The sequence below is a fragment of the Helicobacter pylori genome, assembly GCF_001998165.1.
Lineage (GTDB): Bacteria > Campylobacterota > Campylobacteria > Campylobacterales > Helicobacteraceae > Helicobacter > Helicobacter pylori_DL.
Map to the genome: position 1 here is coordinate 12510 of NZ_MTWR01000042.1, position 16395 is coordinate 28904.

The following is a 16395-nucleotide window of genomic DNA, read 5'->3' on the forward strand; positions in this document are numbered from 1 at the left end:
TCAAGCCTTAGGCCCAATCATCTTTTCAGGCACCACGAATTGGTCAAAATCTTCAGCGCTCAAGAGTTTCAATTCCACCGCGCTTTCTTTTAAAGAAATGCCTTTTTTGTGGGCGTTTTTAGCGATTTTAGCGGCGTTTTCATAGCCTACATGCGGGTTAAGGGCGGTTACTAGCATTAAAGAATGGTGCAAGTAATAATCAATTTTTTCTTTGTTAGGCTCAATACCGATCGCGCAATGGGTGTTAAAACTTTCCATGCTATCGCTTAAGAGCCTCAAACTCTGCAAGAAATTATAAATGATCACCGGCTTGAACACATTCAATTCAAAATTACCCTGACTGGCCGCAATGCCAATAGCGGTATCATTCCCCATCACTTGCACGGCCACCATGGTCATCGCTTCGCATTGCGTGGGATTGACTTTACCGGGCATAATAGAACTGCCCGGCTCGTTTTCAGGGATATTAAGCTCGCCCAGACCACAGCGCGGCCCGCTCGCAAGCCATCTAATATCGTTAGCGATTTTCATTAAATTCGCCGCTAAAGCCTTAAAAGCCCCATGCGCATAAGCGATAGCGTCATGGCTAGTGAGCGCGTGGAATTTATTGGGCGCAGAAATGAATTTCACGCCGCTAAACTGGCTCAATTCTTCAGCCACTTTTTCGCTCAATTCCTTATGAGCGTTTAGTCCTGTGCCTACGGCCGTCCCGCCTATGGCTAATTCCCTTAAATGCTCCAAACTCTCTAAAATTTGTTGTTTAGAATGCTCTAGCATGCTCGCATACCCGCTAAATTCTTGCCCCAAAGTTAAAGGCGTAGCGTCTTGTAAATGCGTGCGCCCGATTTTGACAATCTCTTTAAATTGTTGGCTTTTGTCTTTAAAGGTTTTTAACAGATTCTCTAAACTGGGCAGTAGTTTGTGCGTGATTTCTAGCACGCTCACAATGTGCATAGCGGTAGGGAAAGTGTCGTTGGAGCTTTGAGACATGTTCACATCATCGTTAGGGTGGATGAGTTTTTTCTCCCTAAAATTACCCCCTAAAATTTCGGTAGCCTTATTGGCAATGACTTCATTGAGGTTCATGTTCGTTTGAGTCCCGCTCCCTGTTTGCCATATCGCCAACGGAAATTCGCCGCACAATTCGCCTTTTAAAATACAATCGCATGCCTTGATAATGGCTTGCGATTTTTCCAGACTCAATTTCCCTAACTTGTGGTTGACTACCGCCAGACTCCTTTTGAGTTTGGCAAACGCGCCAATGAGTTCTTTAGGCATTTTTTCAGTGCCGATTCTAAAGTTTTCAAGACTGCGTTGCGTTTGAGCCCCCCAGTATTGGCTATCATTTACTTTGATTTCGCCCATCGTGTCATGTTCAATTCTAAATTGCATGCTAATCCTTTGAAATTTGATTTTAAAACCTTAAAAAAATAGCATAAACTTTTATACCTTCTACTTAAAAACCCTAATTTTTTAAACACCATTTCCACAATTTTTACACAAAAGAGGGTTATCATTCATCCGCAACAAGAATTTCCTTGTTATCTTAATTTAAAGGTCAAAACGATGAAAAAGTTAGCCGCTTTATTTTTAGTAAGCGTGTTGGGGGTTATGAGCTTAAACGCATGGGAGCAAACCCTAAAAGCCAATGACTTGGAAGTGAAAATCAAATCCGTGGGTAACCCCATTAAAGGCGATAACACTTTTGTGCTTAGCCCCACTTTAAAAGGTAAGGCTTTAGAAAAAGCTATCGTTAGGGTGCAGTTTATGATGCCTGAAATGTCTGGCATGCCAGCGATGAAAGAAATGGCGCAAGTGAGTGAAAAAAACGGCCTTTATGAAGCTAAAACCAATCTTTCTATGAACGGGACATGGCAGGTTAGGGTGGATATTAAATCTAAAGAGGGCCAGGTTTATCGCGCTAAAACAAGTCTGGATTTATAAGCGCATGCTGTCTTTTATAAGCGCGTTTGATAAAAGGGGCGTTTCAATACGCCTTTTAACAGCCTTGTTACTGCTTTTTAGTTTGGGTTTGGCTAAAGATTTAGAGATCCAATCTTTTGTGGCTAAATACCTTTCTAAAAATCAAAAAATACAAGCCTTACAAGAGCAAATTGACGCTTTAAATTCTCAAGAAAAAGTCGTTAGCAAGTGGGATAACCCTATTTTGTATTTAGGCTATAACAACGCTAACGTGAGCGATTTTTTCAGACTGGATAGCACCTTAATGCAAAACATGAGCTTGGGTTTGTCTCAAAAAGTGGATTTAAATGGTAAAAAACTCACGCAATCTCAAATGATTAACTTAGAAAAACAAAAAAAGATATTAGAGCTTAAAAAAACCAAGCAGCAATTGGTGATTAATTTAATGATAAATGGCATTGAAAATTATAAAAACCAACAAGAAATAGAGCTTTTAAACACAGCGATTAAAAATTTAGAAAACACCCTTTATCAAGCCAACCATTCCAGTTCGCCCGATTTAATAGCGATCGCTAAATTAGAAATTTTAAAATCGCAATTAGAAATCAAAAAAAACAATTTAGAAGAAGCGCTCTCTAGCAGCCATTATTCCATGGGCGAATTGGCTTTTAAAGAAAACGAGATTTTAAGCATTGCCCCTAAAAATTTTGAATTTAATAAAGAGCAAGAGCTATATAACATTAGCGCCACTAATTACGATATTGCGATCGCCAGGCTTGATGAAGAAAAAGCGCAAAAAGACATCACTTTGGCTAAAAAAAGCTTTTTAGAAGACATAAATGTTACCGGGGTGTATTATTTCCGCTCCAAACAATACTACAACTACGACATGTTTAGCGTCGCTTTGTCTATCCCTTTGCCTCTTTATGGCAAGCAGGCTAAATTGGTGGAGCAAAAGAAAAAAGAAAGCTTGGTGTTTAAAAGCGAAGTGGAAAACACCAAAAACAAAACCCACCACCTGGCCCTAAAACTCCTTAAAAAATTAGAAACCTTGCAAAAAAACCTAGAATCGATCAATAAAATCATCAAACAGAATGAAAAAATCGCGCAAATTTATGCGCTTGATTTGAAATCTAATGGCGATTACAACGCTTATTACAACGCTTTTAACGACAAAATCACTATCCAAATCACCCAGCTTGAAACCTTAAGCGCTCTAAATAGCGCTTATTTGTCTTTACAAAACCTTAAAGGATTAGAATGAAACGGCTTTTATTGTTGGCCTTGATTTTATTTTTTAACCCCTTATTCGCTAACGCTCAAAAAACTCAAGAAATTAAAGAAACCAAAGAAGCTAAAAGCCAAACCCGTTTTAATATTTCCACCACTAAGGTCATAGAAAAAGAATTCGCCCAAAGCCGGCGCTATTATGCGATTTTAGAGCCTAATGAAGCGCTGATTTTTTCTCAAACCCTGCGTTTTGATGGCTATGTGGAAAAGCTTTATGCGAATAAAACCTATACCCCCATTAAAAAGGGCGATAGGTTATTGAGCGTGTATTCCCCTGAATTAGCGGGCGTTCAAAGCGAGTTGTTATCATCATTGAAATTCAACCAACAAGTGGGAGCGATTAAAGAAAAACTCAAACTATTAGGACTAGAAAACTCTAGCATTGAAAAAATCATCAGCAGCCACAAGGTTCAAAATGAAATGACTATTTACTCTCGTTTCAACGGCGTTATTTTTAAAAAAAGCCCGGATCTCAATGAGGGGAGTTTCATTAAAAAAGGGCAAGAGCTGTTTCAAATCATAGATTTAAGCCAATTGTGGGCGCTTGTTAAAGTCAATCAAGAGGATTTAGAGTTTTTAAAAAACACGCATCAAGCGATCTTGTTCGTAGAAGGGGTTAAAGGCGAGCAAGAAATCACGCTTGAAAACATCAATCCTATCATAAACCCCCAAGATAAAATGCTAGAAGCGCGCTTCAATGTGCCTAATCTTAAATTTCTTTATTACCCTAACATGTTCGCTCAAGTAGAAATCTTTCACAAACCACAAAAAATGAAGATTTTGCCTAAAGAAGCGGTTTTGATTAAAGGGGGAAAAGCTATCGTGTTTAAAAAAGACGATTTTGGCTTAAGCCCATTAGAAATTAAAGCCGTCCGCTTGAGCGATGGGAATTATGAAATTTTAGAGGGTTTAAAAGCGGGCGAAGAAGTCGCTAATAACGCTTTATTCGTGCTAGACGCTGACGCTCAAAACAATGGGGATTATTGAATGATAGAAAAGATCATTGATTTAAGCGTTAAAAACAAACTCCTTACCACTTTAGTCACTCTACTCATTTTTTTAGTCTCTTTGTGGGCGATAAAAAGCGTTCGTTTAGACGCTTTGCCAGATTTAAGCCCCGCTCAAGTGGTCGTGCAAATCACTTACCCCAATCAAAGCCCTAAAATCGTGCAAGAGCAGGTTACTTATCCGCTAGTCTCCACTTTCATGAGCATCGCTAACATTGACACGGTCAGGGGGATTTCTAGCTATGAAAGCGGCTTGATTTACATCATTTTTAAAGACGGCGTCAATCTGTATTGGGCTAGGGATAGGGTTTTAGAGCAACTAAACCGAGTGAATAATCTGCCTAAGGACGCTAAAGTGGAAATAGGGAGCGATTCCACTTCTATTGGCTGGGCGTATCAATACGCCCTATCTAGCGATAGCAAGAATTTAAGCGATTTGAAAGTCTTGCAAGATTTTTATTACCGCTACGCGCTTTTAGGGGTTGATGGGGTGAGCGAGGTCGCAAGCGTGGGGGGCTTTGTGAAGGATTATGAAGTAACGCTTCAAAACGATTCTCTGATCCGCTATAACTTGAGTTTGGAGCAAGTCGCTAACGCGATTAAAAATTCCAATAACGATACCGGTGGGGGGGTTATTTTAGAAAACGGGTTTGAAAAAATTATAAGATCGCATGGCTATATCCAATCTTTAAAAGATTTAGAAGAAATTGTGATTAAAAAAGAAAGGGCTATCCCTTTAAAGATTAAAGATATAGCCAGCGTGAGGCTAGTCCCAAAACCGCGCAGAGGGGCAGCTAATCTCAACGGCGATAAGGAAGTGGTAGGCGGGATTGTGATGGTGCGCTATCACGCTGACACTTACAAGGTGCTTAAAGCCATTAAAGAAAAAATCGCCACCCTACAAGCGAGTAACCCTGATGTGAAAATCACAAGCGTGTATGACAGGAGCGAATTGATTGAAAAAGGCATTGACAATTTGATCCACACGCTCATAGAAGAAAGCGCGATTGTGTTAGTCATTATTGCGATTTTCTTACTGCATTTCAGGAGCGCTTTAGTGGTGATCATCACTCTGCCTTTAAGCGTGTGCATCAGCTTCTTGCTCATGCGTTATTTCAACATTGAAGCGAGCATCATGAGCTTAGGGGGCATTGCGATCGCTATAGGGGCGATGGTGGATGCGGCTATTGTGATGGTAGAGAACGCTCACAAGCATTTGCAACGCATTGATACGAAAGACAACACTCAAAGGGTTAATGCCATCATGCAAGGGGTTAAGCATGTGGGGGGCGCGATATTTTTTGCTTTGATGATCATTGTGGTTTCTTTCTTGCCAATTTTTGCGCTCACCGGCCAAGAAGAAAAGCTTTTTGCCCCTTTAGCTTACACCAAAACCTTTGCCATGCTAGTGGGAGCAATGCTTTCTATTACGATAGTCCCTATTTTAATGGTATGGCTCATTAAAGGGCGGATTTTAGAAGAGTCCAAAAACCCCATTAACGCTTTTTTCATGAAAATTTATGGCACGAGTTTGGATTTTGTGCTTAAGTTCAGATACGCTTTTTTAATAGCGAGCGTTGTGGGTTTAGGGGGCTTGTATATATCATACAAAAAACTCAATTGGGAATTTATCCCCCAAATCAATGAAGGGGTAATCATGTATATGCCAGTAACGCTTAATGGCGTGGGCATTGATACCGCTTTAGAATACTTGAAAAAAAGTAATGCCACTATCAAGCAACTGGATTTTGTCAAACAGGTTTTTGGTAAAGTGGGGCGCGCTAACACTAGCACCGATGCCGCCGGTTTAGGAATGATAGAAACCTACATTGAATTAAAGCCGCAAAACGAATGGAAAGAAAAGCTCAGCTATAAAGAAGTTAGGGACAAATTGGAAAAAACCCTGCAATTAAAAGGCTTGACTAATTCATGGACTTACCCCATTCGTGGCAGAACGGACATGCTCTTAACCGGCATTAGAACGCCCCTAGGCATCAAGCTCTATGGTAATGACACGGATAAATTACAAGAATTAGCGATCCTTATGGAGCAACAGCTCAAAACCCTAAAAGAGAGTTTATCCGTCTTTGCCGAGCGATCGAATAACGGCTACTACATCACGCTGGATTTGAACGATGAAAATCTGGCTCGTTATGGCATCAACAAAAACGCCGTATTGGACACGATTAAATTCGCTCTGGGCGGAGCCACGCTCACGACCATGATTAAAGGCGTAGAAAGCTACCCTATTTCTTTACGCTTAGAAGACACCGATAGAGACACCATTGAAAAATTAAAAAACCTCTACATCAAAACCGCTTACAATTACATGCCCTTAAGGGAATTAGCCCATGTGTATTACGACAACTCGCCGGCGGTGTTAAAGAGCGAAAAGGGCTTGAACGTGAATTTTATTTATATTGTGCCGCAAAATGGTATCAGCTCTGACACTTACAGGCAACTAGCGATAAAAGCGCTAGAAAAAATCCAATTGCCTAACGGGTATTATTATGAATTTAGCGGCGAAAGCCAGTATTTAGAAGAAGCGTTTAAAACCTTGCAATACATCGTGCCGGTGAGCGTTTTTATCATTTTTATTTTAATTGTCTTTGCTTTAAAGAATTTCACTAATTCCTTGCTATGCTTTTTCACTCTGCCTTTTGCGTTTTTGGGGGGGTTAATTTTTATGAATCTCATGGGATTTAACATGAGCGTGGCAGCACTAGTGGGCTTTTTGGCCCTTTTAGGGGTAGCGAGCGAAACGGCTATTGTGATGATTATTTATTTAGAGGATGCGTTTCAAAAATTCATCAAAACCCCCTTAAAAGAGCAGACGACTGCCGCCTTAAAAGAAGCTATCATGCATGGGGCGGTGCTTAGGGTAAGGCCCAAGCTTATGACCTTTTTTAGCATTCTAGCTTCACTCATTCCGATCATGTATAGCCATGGCACAGGAAGTGAGATCATGAAATCCATCGCTGCGCCCATGCTAGGAGGCATGATAAGCAGCGTTGTTTTAACGCTTTTTATTATCCCTACGGCGTATTTTGTGATCAAAAACGCTAGGGTTAAAAGCAATCAAACATCATTTTAGGGATTAAAAAAAGCCTTTTCTAACGCATGGCTTTGGACTAAAACCATATAAAGAATGGTAGGGAGCGTGATGCTTAAAACAAACACCTTAAAAATGCGGTGCAAAAGGATAACGGATAAAAAAGCGGTGATTTCATTAATCCCATAAGGGGGTTTTAAAATTTGAATGTCTTTAAAACAATAAACCACGAGCATGCCTATCACTGAACATGATAAAGCCCTACCCAAATAACGCACAAAGTCGTTGGGCGGGTTTTTAGCGTTAAACACCATAAAAGGCCAAATGCGCGTGAAATAAGTCGTTATTATGATGACTAAAAGAATGAGTATAGAATGCGTTAACATTCTAACTGCTTTCTAAACAAAATGAGGGCAAGCACCATTAAAACTAAAGCGATGAGCAAAAAGTATTCAGTCCCAAAGAGCGCTAAACAAACGACCGCAATAATAATCCCAAGCCATGCGTTTTTATGATTCGTGGTGCGTTTGTATTGCTCCATGAACAGCACGATAAAAATCGCTGTCATCACAAATTCCATGCCTTGAGTGTCAAAAGAAAAATGCGAACCCACCAACGAACCCACTAACGAGCCAAAAATCCAATAAGAGTGGTTGAGTAAGGAAATACTAAAAATGAAGTCTTTTTCACTCACCCCCTCTTTAGGAGCGTATAAATTTAATAGTGCAAAGGTTTCATCCGTGAGCGCATGCGCTAAATAGGGCAAACGCCATTGGGTGTTTTTAAATCGATCTAGCATGGAAAGCGCATAACAAGTCTGCCTCGCATTCACTAGCAAGCTCACAATAACGACATTCATCAAGCTCGCTTGCGCGCTTAAAAGCGTGATCGCTACAAACTGCACCGCCCCAGCGTAGATGAATAACGACATGAACAGGGCGACTTTATAATCATAGCCATGCTGGACTAAAAGCATTCCAAAAGTCATTCCCATAAGCAAATACCCTAAAAAGATAGAAATGGTATGAGGGAAAGCGTCTTTGAAGGCTTTTAGAAAATCATGCATCAACAACCCTCTATTTAAACCAGTCTTTAATTTTAGAAACGCAAGTTTCTAAAACGCCTTTATGCGGTTCGCCCTCATAGCCAAAACTCGCATGCAATTTTTCCAATAACCCTTGCTGCTCTTTATTCAAACTTTTTGGATAAATCACTTGCAACACCACGATCAAACTCCCCCTATAAGAGCTTTCGGGGTGCTTCACGCCCTCGTTTCTAAACGCAAAAGTCTGCCTGTCTTTGGCGTTTCTAGGGATTTTTAATTCCAGTTCATCCCCTTTTAAAGACGGCACTTTAATCGTATGCCCTAAAGCGATAGTGGTGAAAAATACCGGCGCTTCAATGAACAAATCACAGCCTTCGCGCTTGAAATGCTCATCTTCTTTGACTCGCGCTTCTAAATACAAATCCCCTCTTTTTCCCTTCTCGTATTCATTGCCTTTATTTTTAAGCACCATGCGGTTTTGATCATCAATGCCCTCAGGGATTGTCGCATCAATTTCTTCATCTTTAAGAATGTAGGTTTTACCCTTACACGCTTGGCATGGGGTTTTAATGGTTTTGCCCTTGCCTTTACACGCCCCGCAAGTTTGCGCAAAACTCATAAAACCTTGACGCATAAATACTTGCCCCTGCCCGTTGCATTGCTTGCAATTCTCTAAGGCTTTATCCTTAGCGCCTGTGCCATCGCAACTTTCACAAACGCTCTGGTATTGGACCTTAATGGTTTTTTTACAGCCAAAAACCGCTTCTTTAAAACTCAATTCAATGGTTTGCAAATAATCCGGCGCGATAGAGCTTTTTTGCCTTTTGCTCCCCCTAGCGCTAAACCCAAAAGCGTCTTCAAAAAACGAACCTAAATCTTCAAAAAAATCAGAAAAATCGCTCTGGCTCGCACCGGCTTGGTTTAAGCCTTTTTTACCATACCTGTCGTATAAGGCCCGCTTCTTTTCATCGCTTAACACCCCATAGGCTTCATTGATAAGCTTGAATTTTTCTTCGGCTTCTTTATCGCCGGCGTTTCGGTCCGGGTGGTATTTTAAAGCCAGCTTTCTGTAAGACTTTTTAATGGTCTCTTGGTTGCTGTGTTTTTCCACTTCTAAAATTTCATAATAACTCAATTCCACGATCGCTCCAAAAATGGCATCAAAACGCTTATTTTATCTTAAAAGCGATAATTTTGCGTGTTTTAGCGCATGCCAAAACTTAGATAAAATAACACGATGAAACTATAGTAATAAAGATAACCCCATGAGATTTTTTTGCTTTTTCTTATTTTTTCTAACCTTTTCAAACGCACAGATAATGATGACTTTTGATTCTCAAACTAACGCCAAGCTCTCGCGCTCTAACGAACAGCTTTCTGACATGCTCTATAAACTCAATGAAAGTTTAAGAATCTATCAAAATGTGCTTTCCAATAACCAGGATCAGCTTAAAGAAATCAAAAAGGCTAACAGCACCCTAAATAGCCAGAGGCGTTTTTTTAACGCCAGCCAGATCCGCCTTATGGACACTGATGCGCTATTGAAACAAAGCGCTTTGGAATTAGAAAAATTACAAGCTTTAGAAAAACGCTTAAAAGAGAGCATGGAACAAGAACGCTTAATCAAAGAATCCCAAACGCTTTTCTTGCAAGAGCATTGCCCTTATTTGAGCGGCGTTAAGAATTTAGAAGAGGCTTCAAACGCTTTAGAAGTCCAAGAGCAAAACAACGCCCTTTTCTTACTCAAAGAGCCTAAACTCGCCTATTTGCTCTCGCAATTGGATTTGATGAGCGCTTTAAACGCCTTGTGCGATCAGGTTTTAGAAAACCAAGCCCATAACCAACAATCCCATAACAAAACCCTAGAATACAACGCTCTTAAAAACCATAATTTTCAAGCCTATAAAGCCATGCGTTTGAAAAAATTTAAAAACAAGCTTCAAAGCCAAATTCAAGCCAAAGAAGACGCCCTAAAAACCTTTTTACCCTTAGAAAAACGCCTAGAAACTTTAAAAACGCATTTTTTATGCGATAAAGAAAACCTCAAATCATGCGCTAAAGAATTGCACCAACGCTACCAAAACGCCCTTATAGAGCGAGACAAAGAATTAAAAGACGCTAAAAACAATAAAGAAAAGCATGCGCTAATCTTAGCCAATTACGAGCATACTTTAAAAACCTTGAATATAGAATTTTTAAGCGAATTAAATAAGCAAATGGCGTTTTTGAATGAAACCATGGCGTTAAACGCCCGAGTTTTAGCCCTTTTAGCCAAACAACAGACTAAAAAGCCCTCCAATTTGAGCGGTGATTTGAGCAATGGAAAAACTCTTATTAAAAATATCCACTTGGATCCGCATGGATTCCCTAGCTTTGAAAATTTTAAGCGAGAGTGAGTTTAAAAAAGCAATTGATAAGGCTATAAACGCAAAAAGCCTTAAACAATCACGCCCCCGCCAAGCAAGATGTCATCTTTATAAACGACTAATGCTTGCCCTTTAGCCACGCCATAAAAAGGCTCTTTAAACTCCACTTCAATCACCTCGTCTCTCAAGCTCACAAACGCTTTAGCAGGCACGCTCCTGTAACGAGCCTTGATAGAATATTCGCCCTTTTTAAAATCTTTCATCAAAGATTTGTTTTTAGCCTTAAGAAAATGCGTGGCTAAATCTTCTTTTTTGCCCACGACTAGCTCGTTCTTTTTGGCGTCAATCCCCACCACAAAATGCGGTTCTAACGCGCCTTTAATGTTAAAGCCTTTGCGTTTGCCAATCGTGTATTGCATATAGCCCTTATGCGTGCCAATGACTTCGCCCTTTAAATTCTTCACCACGCCCTCTTTTTCCACTTCAACATGCTTTTTTAAAGTGTCAATGTAGCTTTTTTCCACAAAGCAGATTTCTTGAGATTCCTTATAAGTCTCTAAAGTGCCTAAAAAAGGCATCGCACTCAAGGCTAAAGGCTTAATATCTTTTTTTAACAAACCCCCTAAAGGGAACACCAATTTAGCGATCACTTCATGCTCTAAAGCGTATAAAAAATAGCTCTGATCTTTAGTTTTATCCAAAGCCTCTTGAATATAACTTATTTTGTCAATTTCTTTGACCCTCGCATAATGCCCGGTAGCGATCTTTTCACACCCTAATTTTAAAGCGTGATCCAAAGCTAGCCCAAATTTCATTAAAGGGTTGCACAACGCGCATGGGTTAGGGGTTTGCCCTTCTTCATAGGCGTTGATAAATTCATCATAAACCGCGCTTTTAAAATCCTTTTGAAAATCCAACACCTCTAAAGGAATGCCTAAAAACTCGCACGCTTTTTGAGCGTTTTTAATGTATAAATCATGCTTTTTTTCACTCGCATGGAGTTTTAAATAAATCCCCACTAATTCATGCCCTTGCTCTTTTAAGCTATAAGCGCTATAAGAGCTATCCACCCCCCCACTGAGTAATACCGCTATTTTCATTTTTGTATCTTTCATCATTAGTATGTGGCTTGTAGTCTAGCGCAAAAACCATTCATAACCACCTTTTTTAACCATTGGCATGCTAAAATACCTAAAGATTTTTTAAAATCGCATCAAAACGCATGGAGAAATAAGGGTAATGGCCAAAATTGAATTGTTAGCCAGATTCACGCAAATCGCGCTCCCTAACAGCCACCCTTTATTGAAAAAAGTTTTACACTACGCCAAAAAGCATTTCAGCCAGTGCCACATGCTCTCTTCATCGTTACTCATCTTAAACGACACGGAATGCTTTAAAAAAAACTACTTGCTTAATTGGGTCTATCATGCCCTTGAATGCGCGCATGAGAAAGATATTAGCGCGCATTCTTTAGAAGAGGTTTTACAAAAAAGCCACTTGCCCATACGCATCAAAATCATAGCTCAAAACACGCTTTTAGAAAAGATAGAAGTGAAAGTTTTAACCTTTGGAGCAGAATACGCACTCTTTATCACCAAGCACCCTATCGCTAAGCGCTTTTTACGCCAAAAATTTAGCGGCTGTGTGTTTTTAGAAACCCAAGATGAATTGCATATAAGAGGCGATTCAGAGCGTTTTTGGGAACTCATTATAACGCTCAATGAAAATAGAATCGTCCATAACGCATGCTTAGATTTCATCTACCCTAATGGCTTTGGCAAGGACAGCTACACCACTATGGCTGAACGCAAATTAAAAGAATGCTATAAAACGCTAGGGTTTATCAAGCATGAAAATTTCAGCGAAGTCAAAAAGCGCTATTTAGAATTGGCTAAAACCTACCACCCTGATTTATGCGATCTGAAAGAAAAAAAGGCTCTTTATGCCAAACGCTTCGCTATCATTCAAGAAGCCTATCGCCACATTAAAAAACACGCTTAAACCCCCAAACTAGCCCTAATCGCGCTAGAAGAAATCGGTGCGTCAATACCCTTTAAGGGGAAATAACGCCCCTTAAACTGGATCTCTTCATAGCCAATCCTTTCAAAAACCACTAATTCCACCCTTTTTAAAAGCTCTGTAGCGTTAGTCCAAGAAGAAAGGTGCCTTAAGCAATCCGCTCCTATGACTAAATAAAGCGTTTTAGGGCGGTAGAGTTTTTGGAAATGAAGCGCGCTTTCTATCGTAGGCACGGCCCTTTCTTGCTTGATTTCAAAATCGCTCAATAGCACCCTAGGCATTCCCTTTAAAGCTAATTCTAATTCTTTAAAACGGGTTTTTGCGTCCAAAAAACATGGCTTTTTGAAAGGGTTTTGATAGGCGGGTAAGACAATGAGCTGAGCAAATGGCAATAATTCTAAAGTTTGATCAATAATGGCTAAATGAGCCTTGTGCAAGGGATCAAAACTCCCTCCATAGAGCGCTAATTCTTTGTATTGTAAGACGCTATTCATTGTATTCAAAGCTAGACGCCTTAGTCAATTTAGCGAATTTAACCCCCCTAAGCCCCCCAATTTCTAATTGCAAGCGTTGGATCTCAAACGAATTGCCTTGTAAAATAATCGTCTCCAAGCAATTGTGTGCATCCATGTGAATGTGCGTGGTGCATAAAACATGCGTCCCGCTGGCATGCTGAATGTCTATCATGCGCTGGTTCAATTCCCTTTGATGGTGATCATAAATCACCACAAGCACGGCGATCTTGCTCTCATCATTAGGGTTGTCTTCTGCCCAATTGTCTTCTACTAATTTTTCTCTGATCATGTCGCGCACCAATTCTGAGCGAGAAGAATAGCCGTTTTTAATGATGCGGTTGTCCAATTCGTCTAATAAATTTTGTTGTAAAGAAACCGAAAAGCGGATGATTGAATCGTCTTTATTGTGTGTATCCATTGAAAAAAATCCTTTTTTGGCATGAGTTCGTTAAAAGCCGCTCATGCTAGTATGATTGAATTAATTTAAAATAAACAATTATAATACAGATTGGATTTAAATGGTTGGTCATAAGAGCGTTTGAATTTGATTGTAATTATTAGCTTAATCATTATTGACTTGTTATTATTAAAACAATATAATCAACAAACCAACATTCCTTTATCATTTTGGAGCATTTATGCGAACGGATGTTTCTTAAAGAGCGCATGCTCTTTGGAGTGTGGCTGTATCGCAGTGGCTTTAATCTTAAGGGAATTGTTTTATCATAGACAAGGAGTTTTTATGGGCGGTTTTTCAGTGGGAATGTTGAAAGATTATGTGGACATATTTGTTTTTGCGGTGCTTGGCGTGGCCAGTTTTTTAGCTTTGTGGTTTGTGATTGAAAGGGTTATTTTTTATTCTAAAGTCGATTTGAAAGCTTATGATGATATAGATGCCCTGAATTTGGATTTAACCAAGAACTTGACCATTCTCTATGTGATTTTTTCTAACGCGCCTTACGTGGGCTTATTAGGGACGGTTTTAGGAATCATGGTGATTTTCTATGACATGGGCGTGAGCGGCGGGATGGACGCTAAAACGATCATGGTAGGTTTGTCTTTGGCTTTAAAAGCGACCGCTTTAGGGCTTGCTGTGGCGATCCCCACTTTGATCGCTTATAATAGCTTGTTGAGAAAATCCGATGTTTTGAGCGAAAAATTCAGGATCATGAAAAAATGAAAAGCATCAGAAGAGGCGATGGGCTGAATGTTGTCCCTTTCATTGATATTATGCTCGTCTTACTAGCGATTGTGTTGAGTGTTTCTACTTTTATCGCGCAAGGTAAGATTAAGGTCAGTCTCCCTAACGCTAAAAATGCGGAAAAATCCCAGCCAAACGATCAAAAAGTGGTGGTCATCTCTGTGGATGAGCATGACAATATTTTTGTAGATGACAAACCGACGAATTTGGAAGCTTTGAGCGCTGTAGTCAAGCAAACAGACCCTAAAACCCTTATAGACTTAAAAAGCGACAAAAGCTCTCGTTTTGAAACTTTTATCAGCATTATGGATATTTTAAAAGAGCATAATCATGAAAATTTCTCCATCTCCACGCAAGCTCAGTAAAGTTTCAACGAGTGTTAGCTTTTTAATCTCTTTTGCCCTATACGCTATAGGGTTTGGCTATTTTTTACTGCGCGAAGACGCCCCGGAGCCTTTAGCGCAAGCGGGGACCACTAAGGTTACCATGAGTTTAGCCAGCATTAACACTAATTCCAATATAAAGACTAATGCTGAGTCGGCTAAACCCAAAGAAGAGTCTAAAGAAAAACCCAAGAAAGAAGAGCCAAAAAAAGAAGTAACAAAGCCTAAGCCAAAACCCAAACCCAAGCCTAAGCCAAAACCCAAGCCTAAGCCAAAACCCAAACCTGAACCAAAACCTAAGCCTGAGCCTAAACCTGAGCCAAAGCCTGAACCTAAAGTTGAAGAACCTAAGAAAGAAGAGCCTAAAGAAGAACCCAAAAAAGAAGAAGCTAAAGAGGAAGCTAAAGAAAAAAGCGCTCCTAAACAAGTAACGACTAAAGATGTAGTCAAAGAAAAAGACAAGCAAGAAGAGTCTAATAAGACTTCTGAGGGTGCAACTTCTGAAGCTCAAGCTTATAACCCAGGGGTGAGTAACGAATTTTTAATGAAGATCCAAACCGCTATTTCTTCTAAAAACCGCTACCCTAAAATGGCGCAGATTAGGGGCATTGAGGGCGAAGTGTTAGTGAGCTTTACGATCAATGCTGATGGGAGCACTACAGACATTAAAGTGGTCAAAAGCAACACGACTGATATTTTAAACCATGCGGCTTTAGAAGCCATTAAGAGCGCGGCGCATTTGTTCCCTAAACCAGACGAAACCGTGCATCTAAAAATCCCTATCGCTTATAGCTTGAAAGAAGACTGATTAGTCTTTCTTTTAAAGGCGATTCAAGCCTTAAAAGTTAGGTCAAAACCCCTATTTTTCGCAATTTACAAAAAAAAAAAAAAAAAACAAAACCTCTGAAATTTAAAGCTAAAATTAGCCATAAAATTCCATTTATTGCTTATAATACGAAGTTTCTTTGTATCAAAGAAAAATCTATTAAAAGGAGAAAACATGAAAAAGAAAATGAAAAAATCTCTCTTACTCTCCCTTTCTCTCATGGCTTCATTATCAAGGGCTGAAGACGATGGATTTTACATGAGCGTGGGCTATCAGATCGGTGAAGCGGTTCAAAAAGTGAAAAACACAGGAGCATTGCAAAATCTTGCCGACAGATACGATAACTTGAGCAACCTTTTAAACCAATACAACTACCTTAACTCTTTAGTCAATCTAGCCAGCACGCCTAGCGCGATCACCGGTGCGATTGATAATTTAAGCTCAAGCGCGATCAACCTCACTAGCGCTACCACCACTTCCCCCGCCTATCAAGCTGTGGCTTTAGCGCTCAATGCCGCTGTGGGCATGTGGCAAGTCATAGCCTTTGGTATCAGCTGTGGTCCTGGCCCCAATCTTGGCACAGACCATTTAGAAAATGGGGGCGTTCGATCGTTTAGTAACACGCCAAACTACAGCTACAACACTGGTAGCGGAACGACCACCACCACTTGCAATGGAGCTAGCAATGTAGGGCCAAATGGTATCCTATCTAGCAGTGAATACCAGACTCTCAATACCGCTTATCAAACTATCCAAACCGCTTTAAAC

At 40.0% G+C, this 16395-nt stretch carries 17 protein-coding genes; 10 read left to right on the top strand and 7 right to left on the bottom strand.

The features are described from left to right. Nucleotides 1-1392, bottom strand: coding sequence for a class II fumarate hydratase (gene fumC, locus BZK24_RS05480; RefSeq protein WP_077656824.1), 1392 nt, complete (start codon nt 1390-1392; stop codon nt 1-3). 174 nt (nt 1393-1566) lie between these two features. Between fumC and crdA the strand changes: the two genes are divergently transcribed. The 4 genes from crdA to BZK24_RS05500 are packed head-to-tail and all read left to right on the top strand — an operon-like array spanning nt 1567 to nt 7314. Beyond that, entirely contained in the window at nt 1567-1944 is a 378-nt protein-coding gene (gene crdA, locus BZK24_RS05485) for a copper resistance determinant CrdA (protein ID WP_077655511.1), read from the top strand. 4 nt (nt 1945-1948) lie between these two features. After that, nucleotides 1949-3187 (top strand): copper resistance outer membrane protein CrdB, encoded by a 1239-nt coding sequence (gene crdB, locus BZK24_RS05490; protein WP_077656825.1) that lies wholly within the window; start codon nt 1949-1951, stop codon nt 3185-3187. After that, complete coding sequence (locus tag BZK24_RS05495) at nt 3184-4200, top strand: efflux RND transporter periplasmic adaptor subunit (protein WP_000826082.1); 1017 nt, start codon at nt 3184-3186, stop codon at nt 4198-4200. Before crdB ends, BZK24_RS05495 begins: the two co-directional genes overlap by 4 nt. Continuing rightward, nucleotides 4201-7314: an efflux RND transporter permease subunit gene (locus BZK24_RS05500; protein WP_077656826.1), complete on the top strand. Its 3114-nt coding sequence runs from the start codon at nt 4201-4203 to the stop codon at nt 7312-7314. It abuts the gene before it with no gap. On the opposite strand, the gene BZK24_RS05505 is transcribed toward BZK24_RS05500, so the two are convergent. Genes BZK24_RS05505 through dnaJ form a run of 3 tightly spaced genes read right to left on the bottom strand, consistent with a single transcriptional unit; the run spans nt 7311 to nt 9458 of the window. Further along, nucleotides 7311-7658 (bottom strand): branched-chain amino acid transport AzlD family protein, encoded by a 348-nt coding sequence (locus BZK24_RS05505; RefSeq protein ID WP_000955466.1) that lies wholly within the window; start codon nt 7656-7658, stop codon nt 7311-7313. The genes BZK24_RS05500 and BZK24_RS05505 overlap by 4 nt on opposite strands. Then, nucleotides 7652-8338, bottom strand: coding sequence for an azaleucine resistance protein AzlC (gene azlC / locus BZK24_RS05510; protein WP_021173242.1), 687 nt, complete (start codon nt 8336-8338; stop codon nt 7652-7654). Before azlC ends, BZK24_RS05505 begins: the two co-directional genes overlap by 7 nt. Before the next feature lie 10 nt (nt 8339-8348). Then, nucleotides 8349-9458, bottom strand: a complete 1110-nt coding sequence (gene dnaJ / locus BZK24_RS05515) for a molecular chaperone DnaJ (RefSeq protein ID WP_077656827.1) — start codon at nt 9456-9458, stop codon at nt 8349-8351. A gap of 124 nt (nt 9459-9582) precedes the next feature. On the opposite strand from dnaJ, the gene BZK24_RS05520 reads away from it, so the two are divergent. Further along, nucleotides 9583-10713: a hypothetical protein gene (locus tag BZK24_RS05520; protein WP_001210131.1), complete on the top strand. Its 1131-nt coding sequence runs from the start codon at nt 9583-9585 to the stop codon at nt 10711-10713. A 41-nt stretch (nt 10714-10754) separates the two neighbouring features. Here BZK24_RS05520 and mnmA read toward each other — a convergent pair whose 3' ends face one another. Further along, nucleotides 10755-11783, bottom strand: a complete 1029-nt coding sequence (mnmA, locus tag BZK24_RS05525; RefSeq protein WP_077656828.1) for a tRNA 2-thiouridine(34) synthase MnmA — start codon at nt 11781-11783, stop codon at nt 10755-10757. 139 nt (nt 11784-11922) lie between these two features. Here mnmA and BZK24_RS05530 point away from each other — a divergent pair, with 139 nt between their 5' ends. Next, nucleotides 11923-12684, top strand: coding sequence for a J domain-containing protein (locus tag BZK24_RS05530; RefSeq protein WP_077656829.1), 762 nt, complete (start codon nt 11923-11925; stop codon nt 12682-12684). Here BZK24_RS05530 and nadD read toward each other — a convergent pair. Together nadD and nikR are read right to left on the bottom strand one after the other, a co-directional pair. Further along, nucleotides 12681-13196: a nicotinate (nicotinamide) nucleotide adenylyltransferase gene (gene nadD / locus BZK24_RS05535; protein WP_171972411.1), complete on the bottom strand. Its 516-nt coding sequence runs from the start codon at nt 13194-13196 to the stop codon at nt 12681-12683. The two genes, BZK24_RS05530 and nadD, sit on opposite strands and share 4 nt — an antisense overlap. Beyond that, entirely contained in the window at nt 13189-13635 is a 447-nt protein-coding gene (nikR, locus tag BZK24_RS05540) for a nickel-responsive transcriptional regulator NikR (protein ID WP_000379493.1), read from the bottom strand. Before nikR ends, nadD begins: the two co-directional genes overlap by 8 nt. 324 nt (nt 13636-13959) lie before the next feature. On the opposite strand from nikR, the gene exbB reads away from it, so the two are divergent. The 4 genes from exbB to BZK24_RS05560 all read left to right on the top strand — a co-directional run. After that, nucleotides 13960-14397, top strand: coding sequence for a TonB-system energizer ExbB (gene exbB / locus BZK24_RS05545; RefSeq protein WP_000508569.1), 438 nt, complete (start codon nt 13960-13962; stop codon nt 14395-14397). After that, nucleotides 14394-14783, top strand: coding sequence for a TonB system transport protein ExbD (gene exbD, locus BZK24_RS05550; protein ID WP_000836377.1), 390 nt, complete (start codon nt 14394-14396; stop codon nt 14781-14783). Before exbB ends, exbD begins: the two co-directional genes overlap by 4 nt. Continuing rightward, a complete protein-coding gene (locus tag BZK24_RS05555; RefSeq protein WP_077656831.1) occupies nt 14749-15609 on the top strand; it encodes an energy transducer TonB family protein in 861 nt (286 codons plus the stop codon). The genes exbD and BZK24_RS05555 overlap by 35 nt, the downstream gene beginning before the upstream one ends. 204 nt (nt 15610-15813) lie before the next feature. Continuing rightward, nucleotides 15814-16395, top strand: a 582-nt coding sequence (locus tag BZK24_RS05560) for a SabA family sialic acid-binding adhesin (protein WP_341537514.1), incomplete at its 3' end; no start/stop codon positions are given.